This is a genomic window from Roseiarcus sp. (genome assembly GCF_052145395.1).
GTDB lineage: Bacteria > Pseudomonadota > Alphaproteobacteria > Rhizobiales > Beijerinckiaceae > Roseiarcus.
Genome location: NZ_JBKQOT010000709.1, coordinates 1 through 18,398, shown reverse-complemented (window position 1 = coordinate 18,398; position 18,398 = coordinate 1). Strand labels below are relative to the sequence as shown.

Genomic DNA, 18,398 nt, shown 5'->3' with positions numbered 1-18,398 from the left:
CGCACCTCGCCCGCCGTGCGGTTGCGGTTGTCCGTCAGCGCCTCGACGATGACGGCGACGCCGCCGGGGGCGTAGCCTTCGTAGCGCACTTCGTCGTAGGTCTCGCTGTCGCCACCCGACGCCTTCTTGATGGCGCGCTCGATATTGTCCTTGGGCATGTTTTCCGCCCGCGCTGCGATGACGGCGGCGCGCAGACGGGGGTTCATCCCCGGGTCGGGCATGCCGAGCTTGGCCGCAACCGTGATTTCGCGGGCGAGCTTGGAGAAGAGCTTGGAGCTGATCGCGTCCTGCTTGCCCTTCTTGTGCATAATGTTCTTGAACTGACTATGGCCTGCCATACATCGCCTCGAGCCACACGCGCCTCACCGCGCATCCGGTGAAAGGGAAATCGGCCCCCTATACGCTAAAGCCCGGCGGTTAGGGAAGGCGCGAGAGGACCCGAACATGGCGCCTGTCGCCGTCTCGATCGCTCCGGGGGTGATGTATTTCCCCGGCTATCTCGACCGCGCCGCCCAGGAAGCGCTGCGCGAAACGGTCCGCGCCGTGCTCGCCGAGGCGCCGCTCTATCACGCCCGGATGCCGAAGACCGGCAAGCCGCTCTCGGTGCGCATGAGCAATTGCGGCGCGCTCGGTTGGGTGTCCGACGAAACGGGCTACCGCTACCAGCCGGGCCACCCCGAAACGGGCCGCCCCTGGCCGCCAATTCCGGCGTTCCTGCTCGCAGTCTGGGCGCAACTCGCGCCCGGCGCGCCGCCGCCCGAGGCCTGCCTGATCAGCTTCTACGACGCCAAGGCGCGCCTGGGCCTACACCAGGACCGCGACGAGCGGGAGCTTTCCGCTCCGGTGGTGTCGCTGTCGCTTGGGGATCCGGCGCTGTTTCGCATCGGCGGCCTGACCCGCGATGCGCCGACCCGTTCGCTGCGGATCGAGTCCGGCGACGCGCTGATCTTCGGCGGACCGGCGCGCCTGATGTTCCACGGCGTCGACCGCATTTTGCCGGGCGGTTCGTCTCTGCTCGCGAACGGCGGCCGGATCAATCTGACGCTGCGGCGCGTGACCCCGGCCTGAGCGCCTGTCGTCTGCCGTCACTCACCGGACTGCTCCTCTTTGGGGGCGGCCTTGGGACCGCCCTTCGAGACGCCGACCATCGCCGGACGCAGAACGCGATCCCCGATCGTCCAGCCGCTCTGCACGACCTGCGAAACCGCGCCAGCCGGCAACGTCTCGTCCGGCGCCTCGAAAATCGCCTGATGAAAGTTGGGGTCGAACTTCTGGCCCTTCGGATCGAGCTTCTTGACCCCGTGACGTCCGAGCACCGACTCCAGATCCCGCGCCGTCAGTTCGACGCCCTCAATGACCGACTGGATCTGCGGTTCGGCCGCAGCCCTCGCCTCGGCCGGCAGGTGCTCTAGCGCGCGGGTGAGATTGTCGACGACTGTCAGCATGTCGCGGGCGAAGCTTGTGACGCCGTACGTCTTGGCGTCGGCGACCTCGCGCTCCGTGCGGCGGCGCAGGTTCTCCATCTCCGCCAACGTCCGCAAAATGCGGTCCTTGAGCTGGCTGTTCTCAGCGTTCAGCGCCTCGATCACGGCAAAGGCGTCGCGCTCCGGCGTTTCGGCCGGCGCGCTCTCGTCCGGCGTCGCTTGAGCGCGTTCGGCGTTCGTATCACTCATCATTCAAAAATCCCGTGGCAATGCGCGACGCATATCAGGGCTGGCGCGGCAAAAATCAAGCTGGCGTCGTTCTGTGGCCGATCCGACTCTTCAGCGTTCGGCGCCGAAGTCCGCCAGCAGACGGCGTTTGATCGCCGCCTGCTTGGCCGGCGAGTTGATCTTCTGCCCTGTCAGATCGGTTACGTAGAACGCGTCGACCGCCTTCTCGCCGAAGGTGACGATGTGCGCGGAGCCGATATTCAGATTGAGCTTGGAGAGCGAGCCGGTCAGGTCCCGCAGCAGACCGGGCCGGTCGAGTCCGGAGACCTCCACGACCGTGTAGCGGCGGGAGAGCGTATTGTCGATCGTCACCTCGGGCTCGATCGCGAAGGCCCCGCGCCGGACATCCCGCGTCTCCTTCGCCGGCGCGATCTCGTCCAGCCGCACCTCGCCGCGCAGCGCTTTTTCGATGTTGGTGGCGATGCGCCGGCCGCGGCGCAACTCGTCGTCATCGCAATCGAACGCCCGCGACACGAAAATCGTGTCGAGGGCGAGGCCGTCGGCGGTGGTGAAAATCTGCGCGTCCACGATATTGGCGCCCGCCGCGGCGCAGGCCCCCGCGATGCCGCTGAGAAGCCTTGGATGGTCGGGCGCGACGACGGTGATGGCGGTGACTCCCCGAAACCCGTCGGTCGTTACCTCGGTGGCGAGCGATCTCATGTCGGCCGCCATGGCGTGCAACAGATGGGCGTGCGCGACCTGCCGCTCCGGCTCCACCTTGAGCCAGTAGGCCGGATAATGGCGCGGGGCGTAGGCGTCGAATTCCCGATCGGACCATCCCGGCAGCGCGCGGCGCAGCGCTTCCTGGGCCGCATCGACGCGCGCCTTGCGGTCCACCGCGGAATGCCCGCCGCCGAGCACGACCTCGGTCTCCCAGTAGAGCGTGCGCAAAAGCTGGCCTTTCCAGCCGTTCCAGACCCCGGGACCGACGGCGCGGATGTCCGAGACCGTCAGGATCAGCAGCATCTTGAGCTGTTCCTGCGTCTGAACGATCGCAGCGAGCGCCTCGGCGGTGCGCGGATCGGAGAGGTCGCGGCCCTGCGCCATGTTGGACATGACGAGATGCTGTTCGACGAGCGAGACGACCCGCTCAGCGTTGGCGTGCGACAGGCCGAGCCGCGGGCAGAGGGTGCGCGCGACTTCGGCCCCGGTTTTCGAATGGTCGGTCGCCCGACCCTTGGCGATGTCATGGAGGAAAGCGGCGAGGTAGAGCTCGGTGCGGTGGGATATCTTGTGGATAAGCTCGCTCGACAGTGGATGGTCGTTCTTGAGACGTCCGGCTTCGATCGCGTTCAGCGCGCCCACCGTGCGCAAGAGATGCTCGTCGACCGTGTAATGGTGATACATCGAGAATTGCATCATCCCGACGACGCGACCGAAATCGGGAATGAACCGCCCGAGCACGCCGGCTTCGTTCATGCGCCGGAGCGCGGTTTCGGGCGCGTGATGCGAGGTCAGGATTTCGAGAAACAACCGGTTGGCCTCGGGATCCTCCCGCAGGCGCGAATCGATGCGCTTCAGCGACTGGGTGACGAGCCGCGCCGCGTTCGGATGGATCGGCAGGTTCGAGCGTTCCGCTATCCAGAAGATCCGGATCAGATTGACCGGGTCGCGCTCGAACACGTCCGGGCGAAGGACGTTGACCCGGTCCGACTCGACCTTGAAGTCCTTGGCGTCCGCGATCGCACGGGTGCGGCGCCGGAGCCGACCGATGAACCGGTCGAACACGGGCGTGGGTTTGGTCTGGCGCTCCTCCAAGGCGGCGCACACGATTGCCGTCAGGTCGCCGACGTCCTTGGCCACCAGGAAATAGTGTTTCATGAAGCGTTCGACGTCGGCCTGCCCCGCCCGGGTCGAATAGCCGAGCTGGCGAGCAATCGCTCGCTGCACGTCGAAGCTCAGGCGCTCCTCGGCGCGGCCGCCGAGAAAATGCAGCCGGCATCGAACCGACCATAAAAACTCCTCGCAACGCCGGAACAGCGCGAACTCGCGAGGGGAAAACACGCCTGCGGCGATCAGGTCGTGCGGATTTTGCACCCGATAGACGTATTTTGAGATCCAGAACAGCGTGTTGAGGTCGCGCAAGCCTCCCTTGCCCTCCTTGACGTTGGGCTCCACGAGATAGCGCGACGCCCCCGCCCGCTTCACGCGCTCCTCGCGCTCGGCGAGCTTGGCGGCGACGAATTCGGGCGCGGTCTTGGCGACGATCTCCTTGTCGAAACGGGCCTGAAGCGTCTCAAACATTTTCCTGTCGCCGGTGACGAGGCGCGCCTCGATCAGCGTGGTGCGGATCGTCATGTCGGCGCGCGCCTGCTTGAGGCACTCTTCAATCGTGCGGGTGGCGTGGCCGACCTTCTGCTTGAGATCCCAGAGCACATAGAGCAGCGCCTCGACGACCTTCTCCACCGCCGGGTTCGCCTTGTCCGGCAGCAGGAACAGAAGATCGATGTCGGAGCCCGGCGCCAGCATTCCACGGCCGTAGCCGCCCACGGCCACGATGGTTGGCGGCGCCGCTCCCCCCAGGGGCCCAAACCAGCGCGTGGCGAGCTCGAGCGCGACCCGCAGGAGGTCGTCCACCTGCGCGCTCAGCGTCTCGGCGCACGCCCGTCCTGTTCCTCCCGCTTCCAGCGCTTGGCGCGCTTCGTGACGCCCCTTTTCCAGGGCGGCCTGCAGCGTAACGATCGCCGCCCGCCGAAAAGCCGCGTCGTCGCTCAGGTGCTCCTCGCGAAGGACGGACAGCTCCTCCAGCAGCTTCGCGCGGTCGAGTCCCCTGCCGCCGGGCTGGGTGGCCCGCGAAGCGCGGGGGCGGCGTTCGGCCACGGGGGCGATGACTGACATAAGACCGTATATTCTCTCTCCGGTCGGCGCCGGCAAGCCGAGGAGGCGTTACAAACCAGCTTTTCCGCTGCGGCGGCTCTCAATGGCGTCCCAGATCGCGACCGCGAGATCCGGGCCGCCGAGCCGTTTGATCGCGCGGATCCCGGTTGGCGAGGTCACGTTGATCTCGGTCAAATGGCCGTCGATCACGTCGATCCCGACGAAGATGAGGCCGCGGCGCTTCAGCTCCGGGCCGATCCGGGCGCAGATTTCCCGCTCGCGGTCGGTCAGCTCCGTCTCCCTCGCCGCGCCGCCGCGAACCATGTTGGACCGGATGTCGTCGCTGGCCGGCACGCGATTGACGGCCCCCCTGGGCTCGCCGTCGACCAAAATGATGCGCTTGTCGCCCTGCGCCACAGCGGGCAGGAATTTCTGGATGACCCAGGGCTCGCGCAGCGTGGCGGTGAACAGGTCGAACAGCGAGCCGAAATTGGGATCGTTGGGGCCGGTCTTGAACACGGCTGCGCCGCCGAAGCCGAAGAGCGGCTTCATCACCACCGCGACGTGCTCGGCGCGAAAAGCCTCGATCGCCGCACGGTCGCGGGCGATGAGCGTCGGCGGCATCAGCTCCGGGAAATCCATCACGAACAGTTTTTCCGGCGCGTCGCGGACGCTGCGCGGATCGTTGACCACGAGGGTCGCCGGGTGAATGCGCTCGAGCAGGTGGGTCGTCGTGACATAGGCGAGATCGAAGGGCGGGTCCTGGCGCAGAAGCACCACGTCGACTGTGGACAGGTCGACCAGGTAAGGCTCGCCGAGGCGGGCGTGGTCGCCTTCGACGTCCTGCACGGTCAGCGGCTCGGCCATGGTTTCGACGCGTCCGCCCCGCAGCTGCAGGCGGTCGGGCGTGTAATGCAACAGCCGATGGCCGCGGGCCTGCGCCTCGAGGAGCAGGGCGAAGGTCGAGTCGCCGGTGATGCGGATGCGCGCGATCGGGTCCATCTGCACGGCGACGGTCAAAGGCATGGGCGGTCCTGAGGAAAAGGCTTGAGCCGGGTCAGTCGATCTCCAGCCTATACGCGGCCGGGAGGTGTCGGGGAAGCCGGCCGGGCGCGACGAACACCGCATCGCCGCGCAGGGTGAAATCGACGGCCCAGGGATTGCGCGACAGCCACGCGCGGGCGGCGCGGGCGATCCGGCGCCGCTTGCCGGGGGTAATTGTATCGGCCGCGGCGTCGAGATCGGCGCGCGCCTTGACCTCGACAAAGGCGATCGCGCGGCCTCTCCGAGCGATGAGATCGATCTCCCCGCCGTTCGCCGCATAGCGCCTCGCGACGATCGAATAGCCCTTGAGCGTGAGCAGGATCGCGGCGATCGTTTCGGCTTTGAGGCCGAAGAGGTGGGCGACGCGGCGCCGGGCCTCCGCATCGGCCGGACGGCGCGCGCTCATCGGGACTCTCCGGCGAGCGCAAGCGCGCGTGCGTAGATCTGGCGGCGGGGCAGGCCGTGCTTGGCCGCAACGGCCGCTGCGGCGTCCTTGACCGATAGGGTTCTGAGCGCCGCTAGAATGTCGCCGTCGAGGACGCCGGCGTCGACGGCTTCGCGCGCCTGCGGCGGCCCGACGACAACCACGATCTCGCCGCGGGGCGCCTCCCCGCCGGCGAATTCGGCCGCGAGCTTATCCAGCGTCCCGCGCCGGACCTCCTCGTGCAGCTTCGTCAGTTCGCGCGCGACCGCCGCGGGACGCGCGCCCAATTCGGCTTCGAGGTCCGTGAGCGTCTCGGCGAGGCGGCTCGGCGCCTCGTAGAAGACGAGCGTGGCGGGCACGGCGGCCAGCGCGTTGATCCGCTCTCGCCGGGCCGCGCTGCGGGGCGGCAAAAAGCCCTCGAAGAAGAAGCGGTCCGTCGGCAGGCCGGCGACGCAGAGGGCCGCAAGCGCGGCGGAGGCGCCGGGCGCGGCGGTGACGGCGAGTCCCGCGCCGACGGCCTCAGCGACGAGCTTGAAGCCGGGGTCGGAGACGAGCGGGGTTCCGGCGTCCGAGATCAGCGCCAGCGCCTGTCCCTCGGCGATGCGGCGGAGCGCGCGGGGGCGCGCTTCGGCGGCGTTGTGCTCGTGATAAGGCGTGAGCGGCGTCTCGATCCCGTACCGGGCGAGCAGCGTGCGGGAGATGCGGGTGTCCTCGGCGAGGATCGCATCGGCCGCCGCCAGAATCGACAGCGCGCGCAGCGTCACGTCGCCGAGATTTCCGATCGGCGTCGCGACCACGTAAAGCCCGGGCGCGAGCGGCGGCGCAGGCACGGGGACGCCATGAACGAGAAAGGTCCGTTCCGGGCGCGCGGTCGGGGGGCGTTGGGGGTGATCGTCTCGTTTCATCTTGGGCGCTCCGCCCGCGCGACATCGACGACATAGCCAAACGCCGTTGAAAATGCCACAATTTCCGTGGACAGGCCGCGGCCGGGATTTGTCGTGCGGCCGCGGGCGCGATAGGCCCCACGACGGCGCGATACGGTCGCCGCTTCGCCGCAGGTCGGGTGGGAGACAGTGATGGGTTTCGAGATAAAGCCGCACGAAGGCCGTCCTGGCCTGAGCCGGCGCGCGCTTCTCGGCGGAGGCTTCGCATTGACGCTCGCCGGCTGCAACTCAAATTCTCTCATCCCGCCGAGCCCCGTAGTCGGGGCGCCGGCCGCATCTCCGCCCGGGGCGCCGGGGCCGACGGTCGGCGAGACGCTGGGGACGGGACCGGTGCGGGTCGGCATGATCCTTCCCCTCACGCAGAACGGGGCCCCTGGCCCGCTCGGCGTCTCGATGCGGAACGCCGCGCAACTGGCGGTCGACGAATTCGCCGGCCCCTATATCACCCTGATGATCCAGGACGACCGTTCGACCCCGGACGGCGCCGGACAATCCGCGCAGGCCGAGCTCGGCGCCGGCGCCCAGCTCCTCCTCGGGCCGGTTTACGCCAACGACGTGCGCCAGGCCGCCTCGGTCGCCAGGGCGTCGGGGAGGCCGATGATCGCCTTCTCGACCGACGTCAGCGTCGCCTCGCCGGGCGTCTACTTGCTCTCGTTCCTGATCGAATCCTACGTCGACCGGATCGCCGAATTCGCCTCGTCGCGGGGCAAGAAGGCATTTGCGGTGATGGCGCCGCAAAGCGATTACGGGAACGTCGCCCTCGCGCAGTTCCAGCAGACCGCGGGCCGGCTCAACACCCCGGTCGTCGTGGTCGCGCGCTATAGTCCGGGCCAGCCGCAGGAGGCGACGCAACAGATCGCCGCCGCCGCCGGGCAGGTCGACGCCCTGTTCATCCCCGACCAGGCGGACGGCATGCCGGCGGTCGCGAGCGCGCTCGCCGCGACGGGAGTCAAGACCCAGATTCTCGGCACCGGAGTCTGGAACGACGGGCGCGTCCTGCGGCTGCCGCAATTGCAAGGCGCATGGTTCGCCGCGCCCGACAGCGGTGGCTTCAATGCGCTGGCGCAGCGTTACAAGGCCAAGTTCAACAGCGAACCGACCCGTCTGGCGACGCTGTCCTACGATGCGGTGACGCTGGCCGGGGCGCTGGCGCGTGGTTCCGGTCCGGACCCGTACAGCATGCAGGCGCTGACGAACAACTCTGGCTTCAACGGCGCTGACGGCGTGTTCCGATTCCGCTCCGACGGGTTGAACGAGCGCGGCCTCGCGGTGATGGAGATCGACAACAACGCCGCCGTCGTGATCAGCCCGGCCCCGCGCAGCTTCGCGGGAGGGTGAGGGGCCGCGGTTGGCGCCTGTGACGGACGGGGAACGGCGCATCCGCCGCATCCGCCGCTCAGTCGAAGGAGTTGCTGGTCCCGCCGATGGAGCAGGGAGTCCGCCCCTAAGCCGGGCGCTGCGAGTTGACCGTCTGAAATGGCGCAGTTTCAACGTCAGACCCGAATCAATTCAAACACGAATTATTATTGCACATACTTTTCAATTAGCTGACGGAGGGCTTTGCTACTGTAAAGATCGATACATTTCTTAGTGTTGTAGTTGCCCTTCACCGACCCGCTAGCCGTCCGCGCGAGCGCCTGTGTCACAAGACTATCGATTTCTTCGTACACTTCGGGCCGCGCTCTGATCTCTTCGAGATATGCGCTGGCGCTGATATTCGCGTCGTCCTTCACTTTACCGGGCCCAAAAGCTTTAGCAATACAACGACTCAAAGCCCAGTTCCGAAGTAAATCTCCCTGCGAAACCCCGCCTAAAAGGTCGCGCCCTTCGGTGGGCGACACAAGAAAAGCAAGGAAGACAATGGCCAGGCGATAGATCATGGCAATTTCCATAGCGAGGCTTTTTCAGGAACGAATCGTCCATTGTCCGGATCGTGTGCAAGATGACAACTATCCACGCATACCGATCCGTTCCAGAGCGTGACATGTCCTTTGGCGTTGTCCCAACCATGACCTTTGACAACCAAAATACCCCGCAGTCCTGCAAAATCCGACTCTTTGGGCGACGACGTGACCGTCTTGTCCGCCGGCCCAAACTTGTCTTCGAGGAAACTCATCATTTTGTTGACATGGAACATATACCACTCTCCCGCGACGGCGCCGCTCACCGTTTCGCCGGGGATGAACGGGATCTTGACAGTGGTCTTGTTCAGTACGTAACTCATTCTAATTGGGCAGGCGTTCTCAAAAATCTCGCTGTCGGTATTCTGTTTGACCTTTCCGCCTATGATCGTGCCCACGTCCTTTACAGGCACGTTGACTTTGGTGAACGCGCTCCAAGCTGCTGTGAAACTGGGGCGGGTCGCTCCGGTGCCTTCGCCTTTGGAAAAAGGCAACGAAAAGTTGAGTCGTTGGGCGACATGGCCCCCGCCGGCTGCACACGCGCCCTTGTCGGCATAGCCGTCATAGAACATTGCGTAGCACTTCTGACAGTAACGCCAATTGCCTTGCGGGGTTGCGCTACTCGGAACGCTGTGTGGCAGGGCAAAAACAATCCCTTGCGCGGAATGTCCGCTTCCCGCAGCGCAACTGCCTTTGTCGCTGTAGCCGTTGTAAAACATGAGGTAGCATTTGTTGCAGAATCGCCAGTTCGTCTGCGCAGTGTCAGTGCTTGGCTCGCCGTACGGCAAAGTGAAGTTGAGTCCCTGGGCGGTGTGACCGCGACCGCCAACCTGACAATTGCCCTTGTTGCCGAAGCCGTCATAGAACATTGCGTGGCAATTCTGGCAATACCGCCAGTCAGATTGCTGCGGCATGGAATGGCCCCTTCTCTATTCAAAGACGACCTTGATCGACGACACCCGATACGCTGCGTCCCGCACAAATACACTCAAATTGGATGGGGTGCTGTGCGCCAGCGCACGCGTATCGCACATTATTTTGGTGATTTTTCGGGGCCATTGCGGGATTACGGCCGATTGGATTACGTGGATTACGGTGACCGACCTAGACTCCGGCGTAGCGAGTAAGGTGTGCGATGCCTGTCGGGTGACGGGCGTCGCGGGAGTCAGCCGCAAAGCGCGGTGCGCAGCCGCGATGGAAGAAGCGGTCGAAGCAGGTCCGCCTCGCCGGGCCTATCCGGGCAGGGCTAGGCCATATCGGGAGAGCGGATAGGACACCGCGAGCGCAATCGCCGCGCCCGCGAAGATGTCGCTCGGATAATGGTGCGCGGACGCCAGCCGCGCCCAGGCCATCGCGCACCAGGCCGCGAGGGAGAGCGACAGCGTGCCTGGAATCGCGATGACGATCGGGACCAGCGCCGCGGTCAACGTCATCACGTGGCCGCTCGGGAACGAGTGCTGGTCGAGCGTCGCCAGAAGAGGCTCGAGATCGGAATGCGCCTGGAAGGGCCGCAGTCTCCCGGCGCGGCGTTTGATCGTCGGATAGACGCTGTGCATGAGGCCGACGTTGATCGCGGCGGCGATCATTGCATAACAACCGCGCGCGCCGCAGCCGACAATCATCAGGGCCGCCAGAGCCGGATAGATTCCGCCGTTTCCAAAACGGCTCACCGCGACCGCGAGACGGCGTGCGGGCGAGGTCCGCGCCGACGCGACGCACAGGCGGACGACCCAGATGTCGGCGGTCATCAGGAACCGCAAGAAGCTCTGCCCCACTTCGACCCATTGGCCCATGACGACCTACCCGGTAGGCAGTCTGTGTAACTTACGCAAGGCGACAGGCCGATGACGAGACGAAAGAATCTCGGCCTGCGCGCGAATCCGTCATAACTCCGGCGCTGCGCGTTGCAAGGCCAAGTTCACCAGCGAGCCGACTGGCGGCGCTCCTTATGACGCGTTGACGCTCGCCGGGGCGCGCGCCATCCGGGTCTCGGATCCGTTCGACAGGCCTTGACCAGCGTTTCCGGATTCAATGGCGCCGACAGCGTGTTCCGCTTCCGAGCCGACGGGACCGAGCGCGGCCTCGCGGTGATGGAGGTCGACAACGGCTGACGAAGGAATGGCCTCGTCGAGCGGGCGCCGGTTGTGAGCCCGCGCGGCGCCCAGACGTGCGCTCTACGCGGCGCCGATTTTCGCGCCCAACGCCGGCGCGGCTTGCCGTCGGTCGTTGGCGTAGCGCTTCGCCAGCGCAGCGCACACCATCAGTTGAATCTGATGGAAGAGCATCAGCGGCAGCACGATCAGGCCGATCGACTGACCAGCCAGCAGCACGGTCGCCATCGGCAGGCCGCTTGCGAGGCTCTTCTTGGAGCCGCAGAAGACGATCGTCACCTCGTCGTCCCGTGAGAATTTCAGGAGCCGGCTGCCATACGTGGTGATGGCCAGCACCGCCGCGAGCAGGGCGACGTCCGCGGCCACGAGCCGCCCCAGGTCGGCGAGGCTGAGCTCATGCCAGATCCCGTGTGTCACGCCCTCGCTGAAAGCGGCGTAGACCACCAACAGGATCGATCCCCGGTCCACCAGGCCAAGCAGCGTCTTGTGCCGCAGCGCCCAGGCGCCCATCCACGGCCGGGCGAACTGGCCGGCGACGAATGGGACGAGAAGCTGGAGAACGATGTCGCCGGCGCCGCGCGCCGAGAATCCGCCCTGCGCACCGAGCAGCAGCGCGACCAGCAACGGCGTCAGGGCCATCCCCAGCAGGTTGGAAGCGGTCGCGGCGCAGATCGCGGCCGGCACGTTGCCGTGGGCGATCGAGGTGAAGGCGATCGACGACTGGACGGTCGAAGGGAGGGCGCACAGCAGGATCACGCCGGTCCAGAGCGGCGGCGTCAGCAGACCCGGAACCAGCGCCTTCGCGCCAAGGCCCAGCGCCGGAAACAGCACGAACGTCGAGCCGAGCACCACGAGATGCAGCCGCCAGTGCCATGCGCCCGCGAGGGCCGCCTGCGGCGAAAGCCGCGCCCCATGCAGGAAGAAGAGGAGAGCAATGGCGGCGTCGGTGGCGTAATTGGCGACGACCGCGCCGCCGCCCCGCGCCGGCAGCGCTGTGGCGAGGACGACCATGCCGACGATCGCCACGATATAGGGATCGACCGGCAGCCGGTTGAGCAGGGCCTTTGGGCTCATCGCCTCAATCCTCTGCGTGCTGGACTTTAGCCCCAGCTTTTCGAGCATAATCGAGGCCGACGCATGTCATACCGGGCGCCGGGGATTGTCTGTGCGTGGTGTGTGTCGCGACGGACGCTGCCGCTCAGCGCCCCATGCGGCTCCGGCCCAGGCGATTCTGGCGAACGGCGACCGCGTCCAGCACGCCGGCTGACGAGGACGACGCACTCCGCGACGCCGTCGGCGGGAGCGCGAGTGCTTCGGGCCGGAGCGCGCGATCGAACTGCCCCGGGCCCGCCTCGGCTGACCTCCGCCCCGGACGCGGTCTGATCTCTGCGGGCGCGCGGGGAGGCGGCGACGTCTCCAGACGCATAAGCACGTTTCGTAACTACTAATAAGCCGCCCGGCTCCCGACCGAGCCAGGATGAGGTTTAGGGAAGCACGCCGCCGAGCCGCCGATTTCAGGCGTTTGGATTTGGCGCCGCAAACCCCTGAAAAGTTTACAACCGGGGTTCGATTTGGCGGGTCCGGCAGCGGCCGGCCGGCCGCCGCCTCAGAGCATGCTCGGCAGCACCCGGTCGGGCGGGCGGTGGCCGTCGACGAAGGTGCGGATGTTGATGATCACCTTCTCGCCCATGTCGGCGCGGCCTTCGTGGGTGGACGAACCCATGTGCGGCAGCAGCGTCACTTTGCCCGATCTGGCGAGCGCGACCAGCTTCTCGTTGACCGCGGGAGCGTGCTCGAACACGTCGAGGCCGGCGCTGGCGAGTTCGTCCGCCTCCAGCATCCTGACGAGCGCGTTCTCGTCGACCACCTCGCCGCGCGCGGTGTTGATCAGGATTGCGTCGGGACGGAGGTATTTGAGCCGGCGCGCCGAAAGCAGATGGTAGGTTCCCGGCGTGTGCGGGCAATGAATCGAGACGAAGTCCATCCGCGCCAGCATCTGGTCGAGCGAATCCCAGTAGGTCGCCTCCAGGGACTCCTCGATCTGCGGCGCGACCCGGCGCCGGTTGTGATAGTGGATGGACATGCCGAAGGCGCGGGCGCGCCGGGCGAGCGCCTGCCCGATGCGGCCCATGCCGATGATTCCGAGGCGCTTGCCGGTGATCCGCCGCCCCAGCATCCAGGTCGGAGTCCAGCCGGCCCAGTGACCGTTTGGAATGATCTGCGAGCCTTCGACGAGCCGGCGCGCAGTCGAAAGAATCAGCGCCATCGTCATGTCGGCCGTGTCCTCGGTCATGACGCCAGGCGTGTTGGTGACTGTGATTCCGCGGCGGAGCGCGCTCGTGACGTCGATGTGGTCGACCCCGTTGCCGAAATTGGCGATCAGCTTCATCTGCTCGCCCGCCTGGGCGATCATGGCCGCGTTGATGTGGTCGGTGATCGTCGGGACGATGACGTCGGCCTCGTGCATCGCCTCGACGATTTCGGCCTGAGACATCGGCTTGTCGTCGAGGTTCAGGCGGGCGTCGAACAATTCGCGCATGCGCGTTTCGACAAGTTCGGGAAGCCGCCGGGTCACGACGACAACGGGTCTCTTCTTGGTCATGAACGCCCCCCCTTCCGCCCCGCCTGCGATTTTTTCGCCTTGGCCTCATTCTCAAACATTTGCGTCCACGCCCTCAAGCGGTTTACGCCTCATTAACGTTGCGCGCAGCAAATGGGCGCACGCCGGCGTCCGGCCTGCGGCGCGCGCCGCCGGCTCGCCGGCCTCTCTACCAGAAGGCCGGGCAAAGACAAGGATGGCCTCTCCGCCATCGAGGAATCCACGATGAACCGACCCTGCCGTCCGGCCCCTTTTCCCTGGTTGGCGCGTCGAGCCGCGTTCGCCGCCCTGTTCGTCGCAGCGCTCGCGCCCGCGCTCGCCGTCGCCGACCCGGTCGGCTCGGCGACGAAGCTGCCCCTGCCCCGTTTCGCCAGCCTGAAGACCGACCGCGTGAATCTGCGCGAGGGACCTTCGAAGGACCACGCGACGAAATGGGTCTATCAGCGCGCCGGGCTGCCGGTTGAGATCACGGCCGAGTTCGAGATCTGGCGCCGGATCCGCGACTCCGAGGGCGTCGACGGGTGGGTGCTGCACTCGCTGCTTTCCGGCCGGCGCACGGCTCTGGTGACTCCGAGCAAGAAGGGCGAAAACTCCAAGATCTACGTTCGTCCGTCCGAAGGATCCGACCTCGCGGCAACGCTTCAGTCGGGCGTCATCGTCAACCTGCTCAAATGCGACGGCGCCTGGTGCCTGGTCGACGGCGATGGCTTCAAGGGCTATATCCAGCAGTTCAAGCTGTGGGGCGCTTACCCCAACGAGAAAATCGATTGAAGGCCGGGCCGCGGGACCCATCGCATCTTGACATCCGTCTTGCCGCCTGAGCCGGAACGCCTCGGACTCGAGGCGCGCCGTCTCCGACTGAACACCTTGATCGGATTGCGCTGGCTCGCCGTCGCCGGACAGACCGCCGCGGTCCTGATCGGGGTCTTCGGCTTCGGCCTCGGCTTCCCGGCGCTCGCCTGTTTCGGACTGATCGCCGCGTCGGCGGTGTTGAACCTCGCTTTAAGGTGGGTCTTTCCCATCAGCGCGCAACTCAGCGAGCGCGACGCGACCATCATTCTGGCCTACGACATTCTCCAATTGGGCGGCCTGCTGTTCCTGACGGGAGGAATCGCCAATCCGTTCGTCATCCTGTTTCTCGCCCCGGTCACCATCGCGGCCGCCTCACTCTCCTTTTCGCGGGCGCTCGGCCTCCTAGCGCTGGCGATCGTCTCGGCGACCGCCCTCTTGCGCTTCAACCTGCCGCTTCCCTGGATCGGCGGGGATCAACTCATCCTTCCGCCTCTCTACGTCGCCGGCCTCTGGGTTTCCCTCGTGGTCAGCGCCGCCTTCGTCGCGCTCTTCGCCTATCGGGTGGCTGCGGAGGCCCGGCAGACGGCGAGCGCGCTGACCGCCGCCGAGCTCGTTCTGGCGCGAGCCCACCATCTCTCGCAGCTCGACGGACTCGCCGCCGCCGCGGCGCATGAACTGGGGACCCCGCTCGCCACTGTCGCGCTCGTCGTCCGGGAGATGGCGGCCCAGCCGCCGCGCGATGAGGCGTTCGCCGACGATCTCAGCCTGATCGAGGAATCCGTCGATCGCTGCCGGGCGATCCTGCGGAAGCTGGCGGCGCCGTCCGACTTGACCGGGCAGTCGATGGATATCTCGAGCCCGGTCGAGCTTGCCGAACTGGCCGCCGCATCGCACCGCCTGCTCGGGGTGTCGATCACCGTGACAGGCGAGGGGCCGGAGCCGCCGCCGAGATGTCCGCGCAATCCCGGGGTTCTGTACGGACTCGGCAATCTGATCGAGAACGCCGTCAGTTTCGCTCAGTCTGCGGTGACCATCCGCGCCGACTGGACGAAATCGGCCGTGACCCTTGTCATTACCGATGACGGGCGCGGGTTTCCGCCGAATGTTCTAGCCAGAATCGGGGAGCCGTACCTGTCGCAGCGGGAGGGCGCGCGCCCGACCGAGAAGGCGGGCGGGGGGCTTGGGCTCGGCCTTTTCATCGCCCGGTCGCTTCTGGAGCGCTCCCGTGCGACCCTGCAATTCGAAAACGCCGCGCCCCCCTCGACCGGCGCCGTCGTTTCGGTCCGATGGCCCCGCGCGGCCTACGAGGAGGGTCGACGAAGCGATAATTAGCCTGTAAGCTTTTGCCCTCCGGTCGGTTTGCGTTTATTACAGGCAGAATGGACAAGGACGCCTCGCACCAGTCGACAAATCAGAATCAGAGCGGCGGTGAGACGCTCGACAAGTCGTTGCTCGTGGTCGACGATGACCGCCTGTTCTGCGAACGCCTCGGGCGGGCGCTTTCGTCGCGCGGGTTTACTGCGCGCACCGCGATGAGCGTGACCGAGGCCCTCGCCGCGATCGAGACGGCTCCGCCGGCCTTCGCCGTCATCGACCTCAGGCTCGGCGACGGAAGCGGCCTCGACGTCATGCGCGCCCTCAAAGCCAAGCGCGCCGACGCGCGCGGCGTGATCCTGACGGGCTATGGCGCGATCGCAACCGCGGTGATGGCGGTCAAGCTGGGAGCGTTCGATTACCTCGCCAAGCCCGCCAACGCGGACGACGTGGTGGCGGCCCTGATGGCCGGCCGTCTCGATATGCCGGCCGAGCATGACCCGCCGATGTCGGCCGACCGCGTTCGCTGGGAGCACATCCAGCGCATCTACGAAGCCTGCGAGCGCAACGTTTCCGAGACCGCGCGGCAGCTCAACATGCACCGCCGCACCCTCCAGCGCATTCTCGCCAAGCGCGCGCCGAAGTGAGCGCCGGCGCGCGAATCTGAACGGCTACAGGGCGGAAAGCGCGGCAAGGACCCGCCCGGCATGAAGCGAGACCCGCATCCCTTCGCCCGTTTCATCAAGATCCTCGGCCGCGGCAAGACGCTGACCCGCTCGCTGACCGTCGACGAGGCAGACGAGGCGATGACGATGATCCTGGCCGGCCAGGTCCTGCCCGAGCAGCTCGGTGCCTTTCTCATGCTCCTTCGGGTGAAAGAGGAGAGTTCTGAGGAAATTGCCGGTTTCGTCCGCGCTGCGCGCGCGCGTCTCACGCCTCCCGCCGGCGCGCCGCGCGTCGATCTCGACTGGTCGTCTTATGCGGGAAAAAGCCGCATGCCCTGGTTCATCCTGTCGGCGCTCGTTCTTGCGCTGAGCGGATGGCGCGTCTTCATGCACGGCGCCGAAGCGCACACGGAGGGGCGCGTCTATACCGGCGCGGCTTTGCACGCGCTCGGCGTCCCGGTCGCGACGAGCCTCGAAGACGCGGCGGACCGCATGGGCGAAGAGAGCTTCGCCTATCTTCCGATCGACTCCCTGAGCCCGGCGATCGCCGACATGCTGGAGCTGCGCCCGATCCTCGGGCTTCGGTCGCCCGTCCATACCTTCGTCCGCATGCTCAATCCGTTCGGGGCCCCCGCCATGATTCAGGGCGTCTTTCATCCCGGCTACATGCGCATCCACCGCGACGCCGGCCTGATCCTCGGACAGCCCCGGCTCGCCGTCTTCCGCGGCGAGGGCGGCGAGATCGAACGGCGGCCGAGCAAACCCTGCGACGTCATGATGGCCATCGACGGCAAGGCGCTCGACGAGCGCTGGCCGCCGATGATCGACGAGCCGCGCCAGGCGCCCGACGAATCGATGGACCTTTCGCGCCTCGCCGCCTTGTGGCGCGGGGCAATCGAGGACGAATACGGCGAGGCCGCGGTCGTCGGCACGCTCGCGATCGCCTTGCGGACGCTCGGCGCCGTGGAGCACGTCGGCGACGCGGAGGCGCGAGCGAGAGCGCTCTGGAGCGCGCGCGAGCGGAACCGCCTCGCAGCGGCGGCCTGATCCATGGCGCGGCCCTTTCTGTCCGCCGGGCGCAAGTCGTCCGGCGCCACGCGCGCGGCGCTGGCCGCGGCGAACACCGGAGAGCGCCGATGCGCGATCTGCCGATCTTTCTCGACCTCAGCGACCGCCAGACGACGGTGATCGGCTCCGGCGTCGTCGCCGCCCGGCGCGCCGAGTTGGCGCTGCGCGCCGGCGCCCTGGTGACGGTCTTTGCCCGCGAGCTCAGCGACGAGTTCCACGAGCTGCGCAGCAAGCGCAATTTCACCCACGCGCCGCGCGATCCCGCTCCCGAGGATTTTTCGCCCGCCAGCCTCTGCTTCATTGCGACCGAGGACGAGGGGTTGATCGAGCGGGCGCGCGCGGCGGCGAAGCGCGCCGGGGCGCTCGTCAATGTCGCCGACCGGCCAAAACTCTCCGACTTCATCATGCCCTCGATCGTCGACCGGAGTCCGCTGGTGATCGCCGTGTCCACCGGCGGGGCCTCGCCGATCTTGGGGCGCATGCTGAAGGCCCGGCTCGAGTCGCTGATCCCGGCTGCGTATGGCCGGCTCGCCGAACTCATGGGCGGTTTTCGCGATCGCCTCGCGGCGGCGATTCCGTCGCAAACCATGCGGCGCCGGTTCTGGGAGACCGTGCTCGAAGGTCCGATCGCCGAGGCGGCGCTCGCGGGCAACTTCGACGCGGCGAAGACCCATCTTTCCGACGAGATCGATCGCTGGGCGACCGAGCGCGCCTCGCCCGCGGGCGAGGTCTATCTGGTTGGCGCCGGCCCCGGCGACCCCGACCTCGTCACATTCCGCGCCTTCCGCCTGATGCAGAAGGCCGACGTCGTGCTTTACGACCGCCTGACCGACGACCGGATCATGACTCTCGTGCGACGCGAAGCCGAGCGCGTGTACGTCGGCAAGCGGCCGGACAATCACGAACTGCCGCAGGAGGAGATCAGCGCGCTGCTCGTGCGCCTCGCCAAGGAGGGCAAGCGCGTGCTGCGCCTTAAGGGCGGCGACCCGTTCCTGTTCGGCCGCGGC

The 18,398-nt window shown here is 66.9% G+C and carries 18 protein-coding genes; 7 read left to right on the top strand and 11 right to left on the bottom strand.

Going from position 1 to position 18,398, the window contains the following annotated elements; genetic code table 11:
- The coding region (locus tag ACLP25_RS24355) for a YebC/PmpR family DNA-binding transcriptional regulator (RefSeq protein ID WP_442471704.1) at nucleotides 1-338 on the bottom strand (338 nt) is incomplete at its 3' end.
- Nucleotides 339-444: 106 nt separating this feature from the next.
- Here ACLP25_RS24355 and ACLP25_RS24350 point away from each other — a divergent pair.
- On the top strand, nucleotides 445-1,068 hold the full coding sequence (locus ACLP25_RS24350) for an alpha-ketoglutarate-dependent dioxygenase AlkB (RefSeq protein WP_442471703.1): 624 nt from the start codon (nucleotides 445-447) through the stop codon (nucleotides 1,066-1,068).
- Nucleotides 1,069-1,085: 17 nt separating this feature from the next.
- Here ACLP25_RS24350 and grpE read toward each other — a convergent pair whose 3' ends face one another.
- The 5 genes from grpE to rsmI form a co-directional block, all read right to left on the bottom strand.
- Nucleotides 1,086-1,673 carry a nucleotide exchange factor GrpE gene (grpE, locus tag ACLP25_RS24345; RefSeq protein WP_442471705.1) on the bottom strand — a complete coding sequence of 196 codons (588 nt, stop codon included), beginning with the start codon at nucleotides 1,671-1,673 and terminating at the stop codon, nucleotides 1,086-1,088.
- Nucleotides 1,674-1,763: 90 nt separating this feature from the next.
- A complete protein-coding gene (locus ACLP25_RS24340) occupies nucleotides 1,764-4,550 on the bottom strand; it encodes a [protein-PII] uridylyltransferase (protein WP_442471702.1) in 2,787 nt (928 codons plus the stop codon).
- Between the two features lie 48 nt (nucleotides 4,551-4,598).
- On the bottom strand, nucleotides 4,599-5,555 hold the full coding sequence (gshB, locus tag ACLP25_RS24335) for a glutathione synthase (RefSeq protein WP_442471701.1): 957 nt from the start codon (nucleotides 5,553-5,555) through the stop codon (nucleotides 4,599-4,601).
- A gap of 31 nt (nucleotides 5,556-5,586) precedes the next feature.
- Nucleotides 5,587-5,979 (bottom strand): YraN family protein, encoded by a 393-nt coding sequence (locus tag ACLP25_RS24330; RefSeq protein WP_442471700.1) that lies wholly within the window; start codon nucleotides 5,977-5,979, stop codon nucleotides 5,587-5,589.
- On the bottom strand, nucleotides 5,976-6,902 hold the full coding sequence (rsmI, locus tag ACLP25_RS24325) for a 16S rRNA (cytidine(1402)-2'-O)-methyltransferase (RefSeq protein WP_442471699.1): 927 nt from the start codon (nucleotides 6,900-6,902) through the stop codon (nucleotides 5,976-5,978). Before rsmI ends, ACLP25_RS24330 begins: the two co-directional genes overlap by 4 nt.
- A gap of 171 nt (nucleotides 6,903-7,073) precedes the next feature.
- Between rsmI and ACLP25_RS24320 the strand changes: the two genes are divergently transcribed.
- Nucleotides 7,074-8,279, top strand: a complete 1,206-nt coding sequence (locus ACLP25_RS24320; protein ID WP_442471698.1) for a penicillin-binding protein activator — start codon at nucleotides 7,074-7,076, stop codon at nucleotides 8,277-8,279.
- Nucleotides 8,280-8,464: 185 nt separating this feature from the next.
- Here ACLP25_RS24320 and ACLP25_RS24315 read toward each other — a convergent pair whose 3' ends face one another.
- From ACLP25_RS24315 to ACLP25_RS24295, 5 genes are all read right to left on the bottom strand, one after another.
- Entirely contained in the window at nucleotides 8,465-8,821 is a 357-nt protein-coding gene (locus ACLP25_RS24315) for a T6SS amidase immunity protein Tai4 family protein (protein ID WP_442471697.1), read from the bottom strand.
- Nucleotides 8,818-9,756 (bottom strand): T6SS effector amidase Tae4 family protein, encoded by a 939-nt coding sequence (locus ACLP25_RS24310; RefSeq protein ID WP_442471696.1) that lies wholly within the window; start codon nucleotides 9,754-9,756, stop codon nucleotides 8,818-8,820. Before ACLP25_RS24310 ends, ACLP25_RS24315 begins: the two co-directional genes overlap by 4 nt.
- Before the next feature lie 318 nt (nucleotides 9,757-10,074).
- Nucleotides 10,075-10,635 (bottom strand): phosphatase PAP2 family protein, encoded by a 561-nt coding sequence (locus ACLP25_RS24305; protein ID WP_442471695.1) that lies wholly within the window; start codon nucleotides 10,633-10,635, stop codon nucleotides 10,075-10,077.
- A gap of 381 nt (nucleotides 10,636-11,016) precedes the next feature.
- On the bottom strand, nucleotides 11,017-12,027 hold the full coding sequence (locus ACLP25_RS24300; RefSeq protein WP_442471694.1) for a bile acid:sodium symporter family protein: 1,011 nt from the start codon (nucleotides 12,025-12,027) through the stop codon (nucleotides 11,017-11,019).
- A 532-nt stretch (nucleotides 12,028-12,559) separates the two neighbouring features.
- Nucleotides 12,560-13,555: a 2-hydroxyacid dehydrogenase gene (locus tag ACLP25_RS24295; RefSeq protein ID WP_442471693.1), complete on the bottom strand. Its 996-nt coding sequence runs from the start codon at nucleotides 13,553-13,555 to the stop codon at nucleotides 12,560-12,562.
- 222 nt (nucleotides 13,556-13,777) lie between these two features.
- Here ACLP25_RS24295 and ACLP25_RS24290 point away from each other — a divergent pair, with 222 nt between their 5' ends.
- The 5 genes from ACLP25_RS24290 to ACLP25_RS24270 all read left to right on the top strand — a co-directional run.
- On the top strand, nucleotides 13,778-14,323 hold the full coding sequence (locus ACLP25_RS24290; protein ID WP_442471692.1) for an SH3 domain-containing protein: 546 nt from the start codon (nucleotides 13,778-13,780) through the stop codon (nucleotides 14,321-14,323).
- A gap of 27 nt (nucleotides 14,324-14,350) precedes the next feature.
- Nucleotides 14,351-15,676, top strand: a complete 1,326-nt coding sequence (locus ACLP25_RS24285; protein ID WP_442471691.1) for an ActS/PrrB/RegB family redox-sensitive histidine kinase — start codon at nucleotides 14,351-14,353, stop codon at nucleotides 15,674-15,676.
- A 47-nt stretch (nucleotides 15,677-15,723) separates the two neighbouring features.
- Nucleotides 15,724-16,305 carry an ActR/PrrA/RegA family redox response regulator transcription factor gene (locus tag ACLP25_RS24280; protein ID WP_442471690.1) on the top strand — a complete coding sequence of 194 codons (582 nt, stop codon included), beginning with the start codon at nucleotides 15,724-15,726 and terminating at the stop codon, nucleotides 16,303-16,305.
- Nucleotides 16,306-16,365: 60 nt separating this feature from the next.
- Nucleotides 16,366-17,370, top strand: coding sequence for a glycosyl transferase family protein (locus tag ACLP25_RS24275; RefSeq protein ID WP_442471689.1), 1,005 nt, complete (start codon nucleotides 16,366-16,368; stop codon nucleotides 17,368-17,370).
- Between the two features lie 89 nt (nucleotides 17,371-17,459).
- The coding region (locus ACLP25_RS24270) for an SAM-dependent methyltransferase (protein WP_442471688.1) at nucleotides 17,460-18,398 on the top strand (939 nt) is incomplete at its 3' end.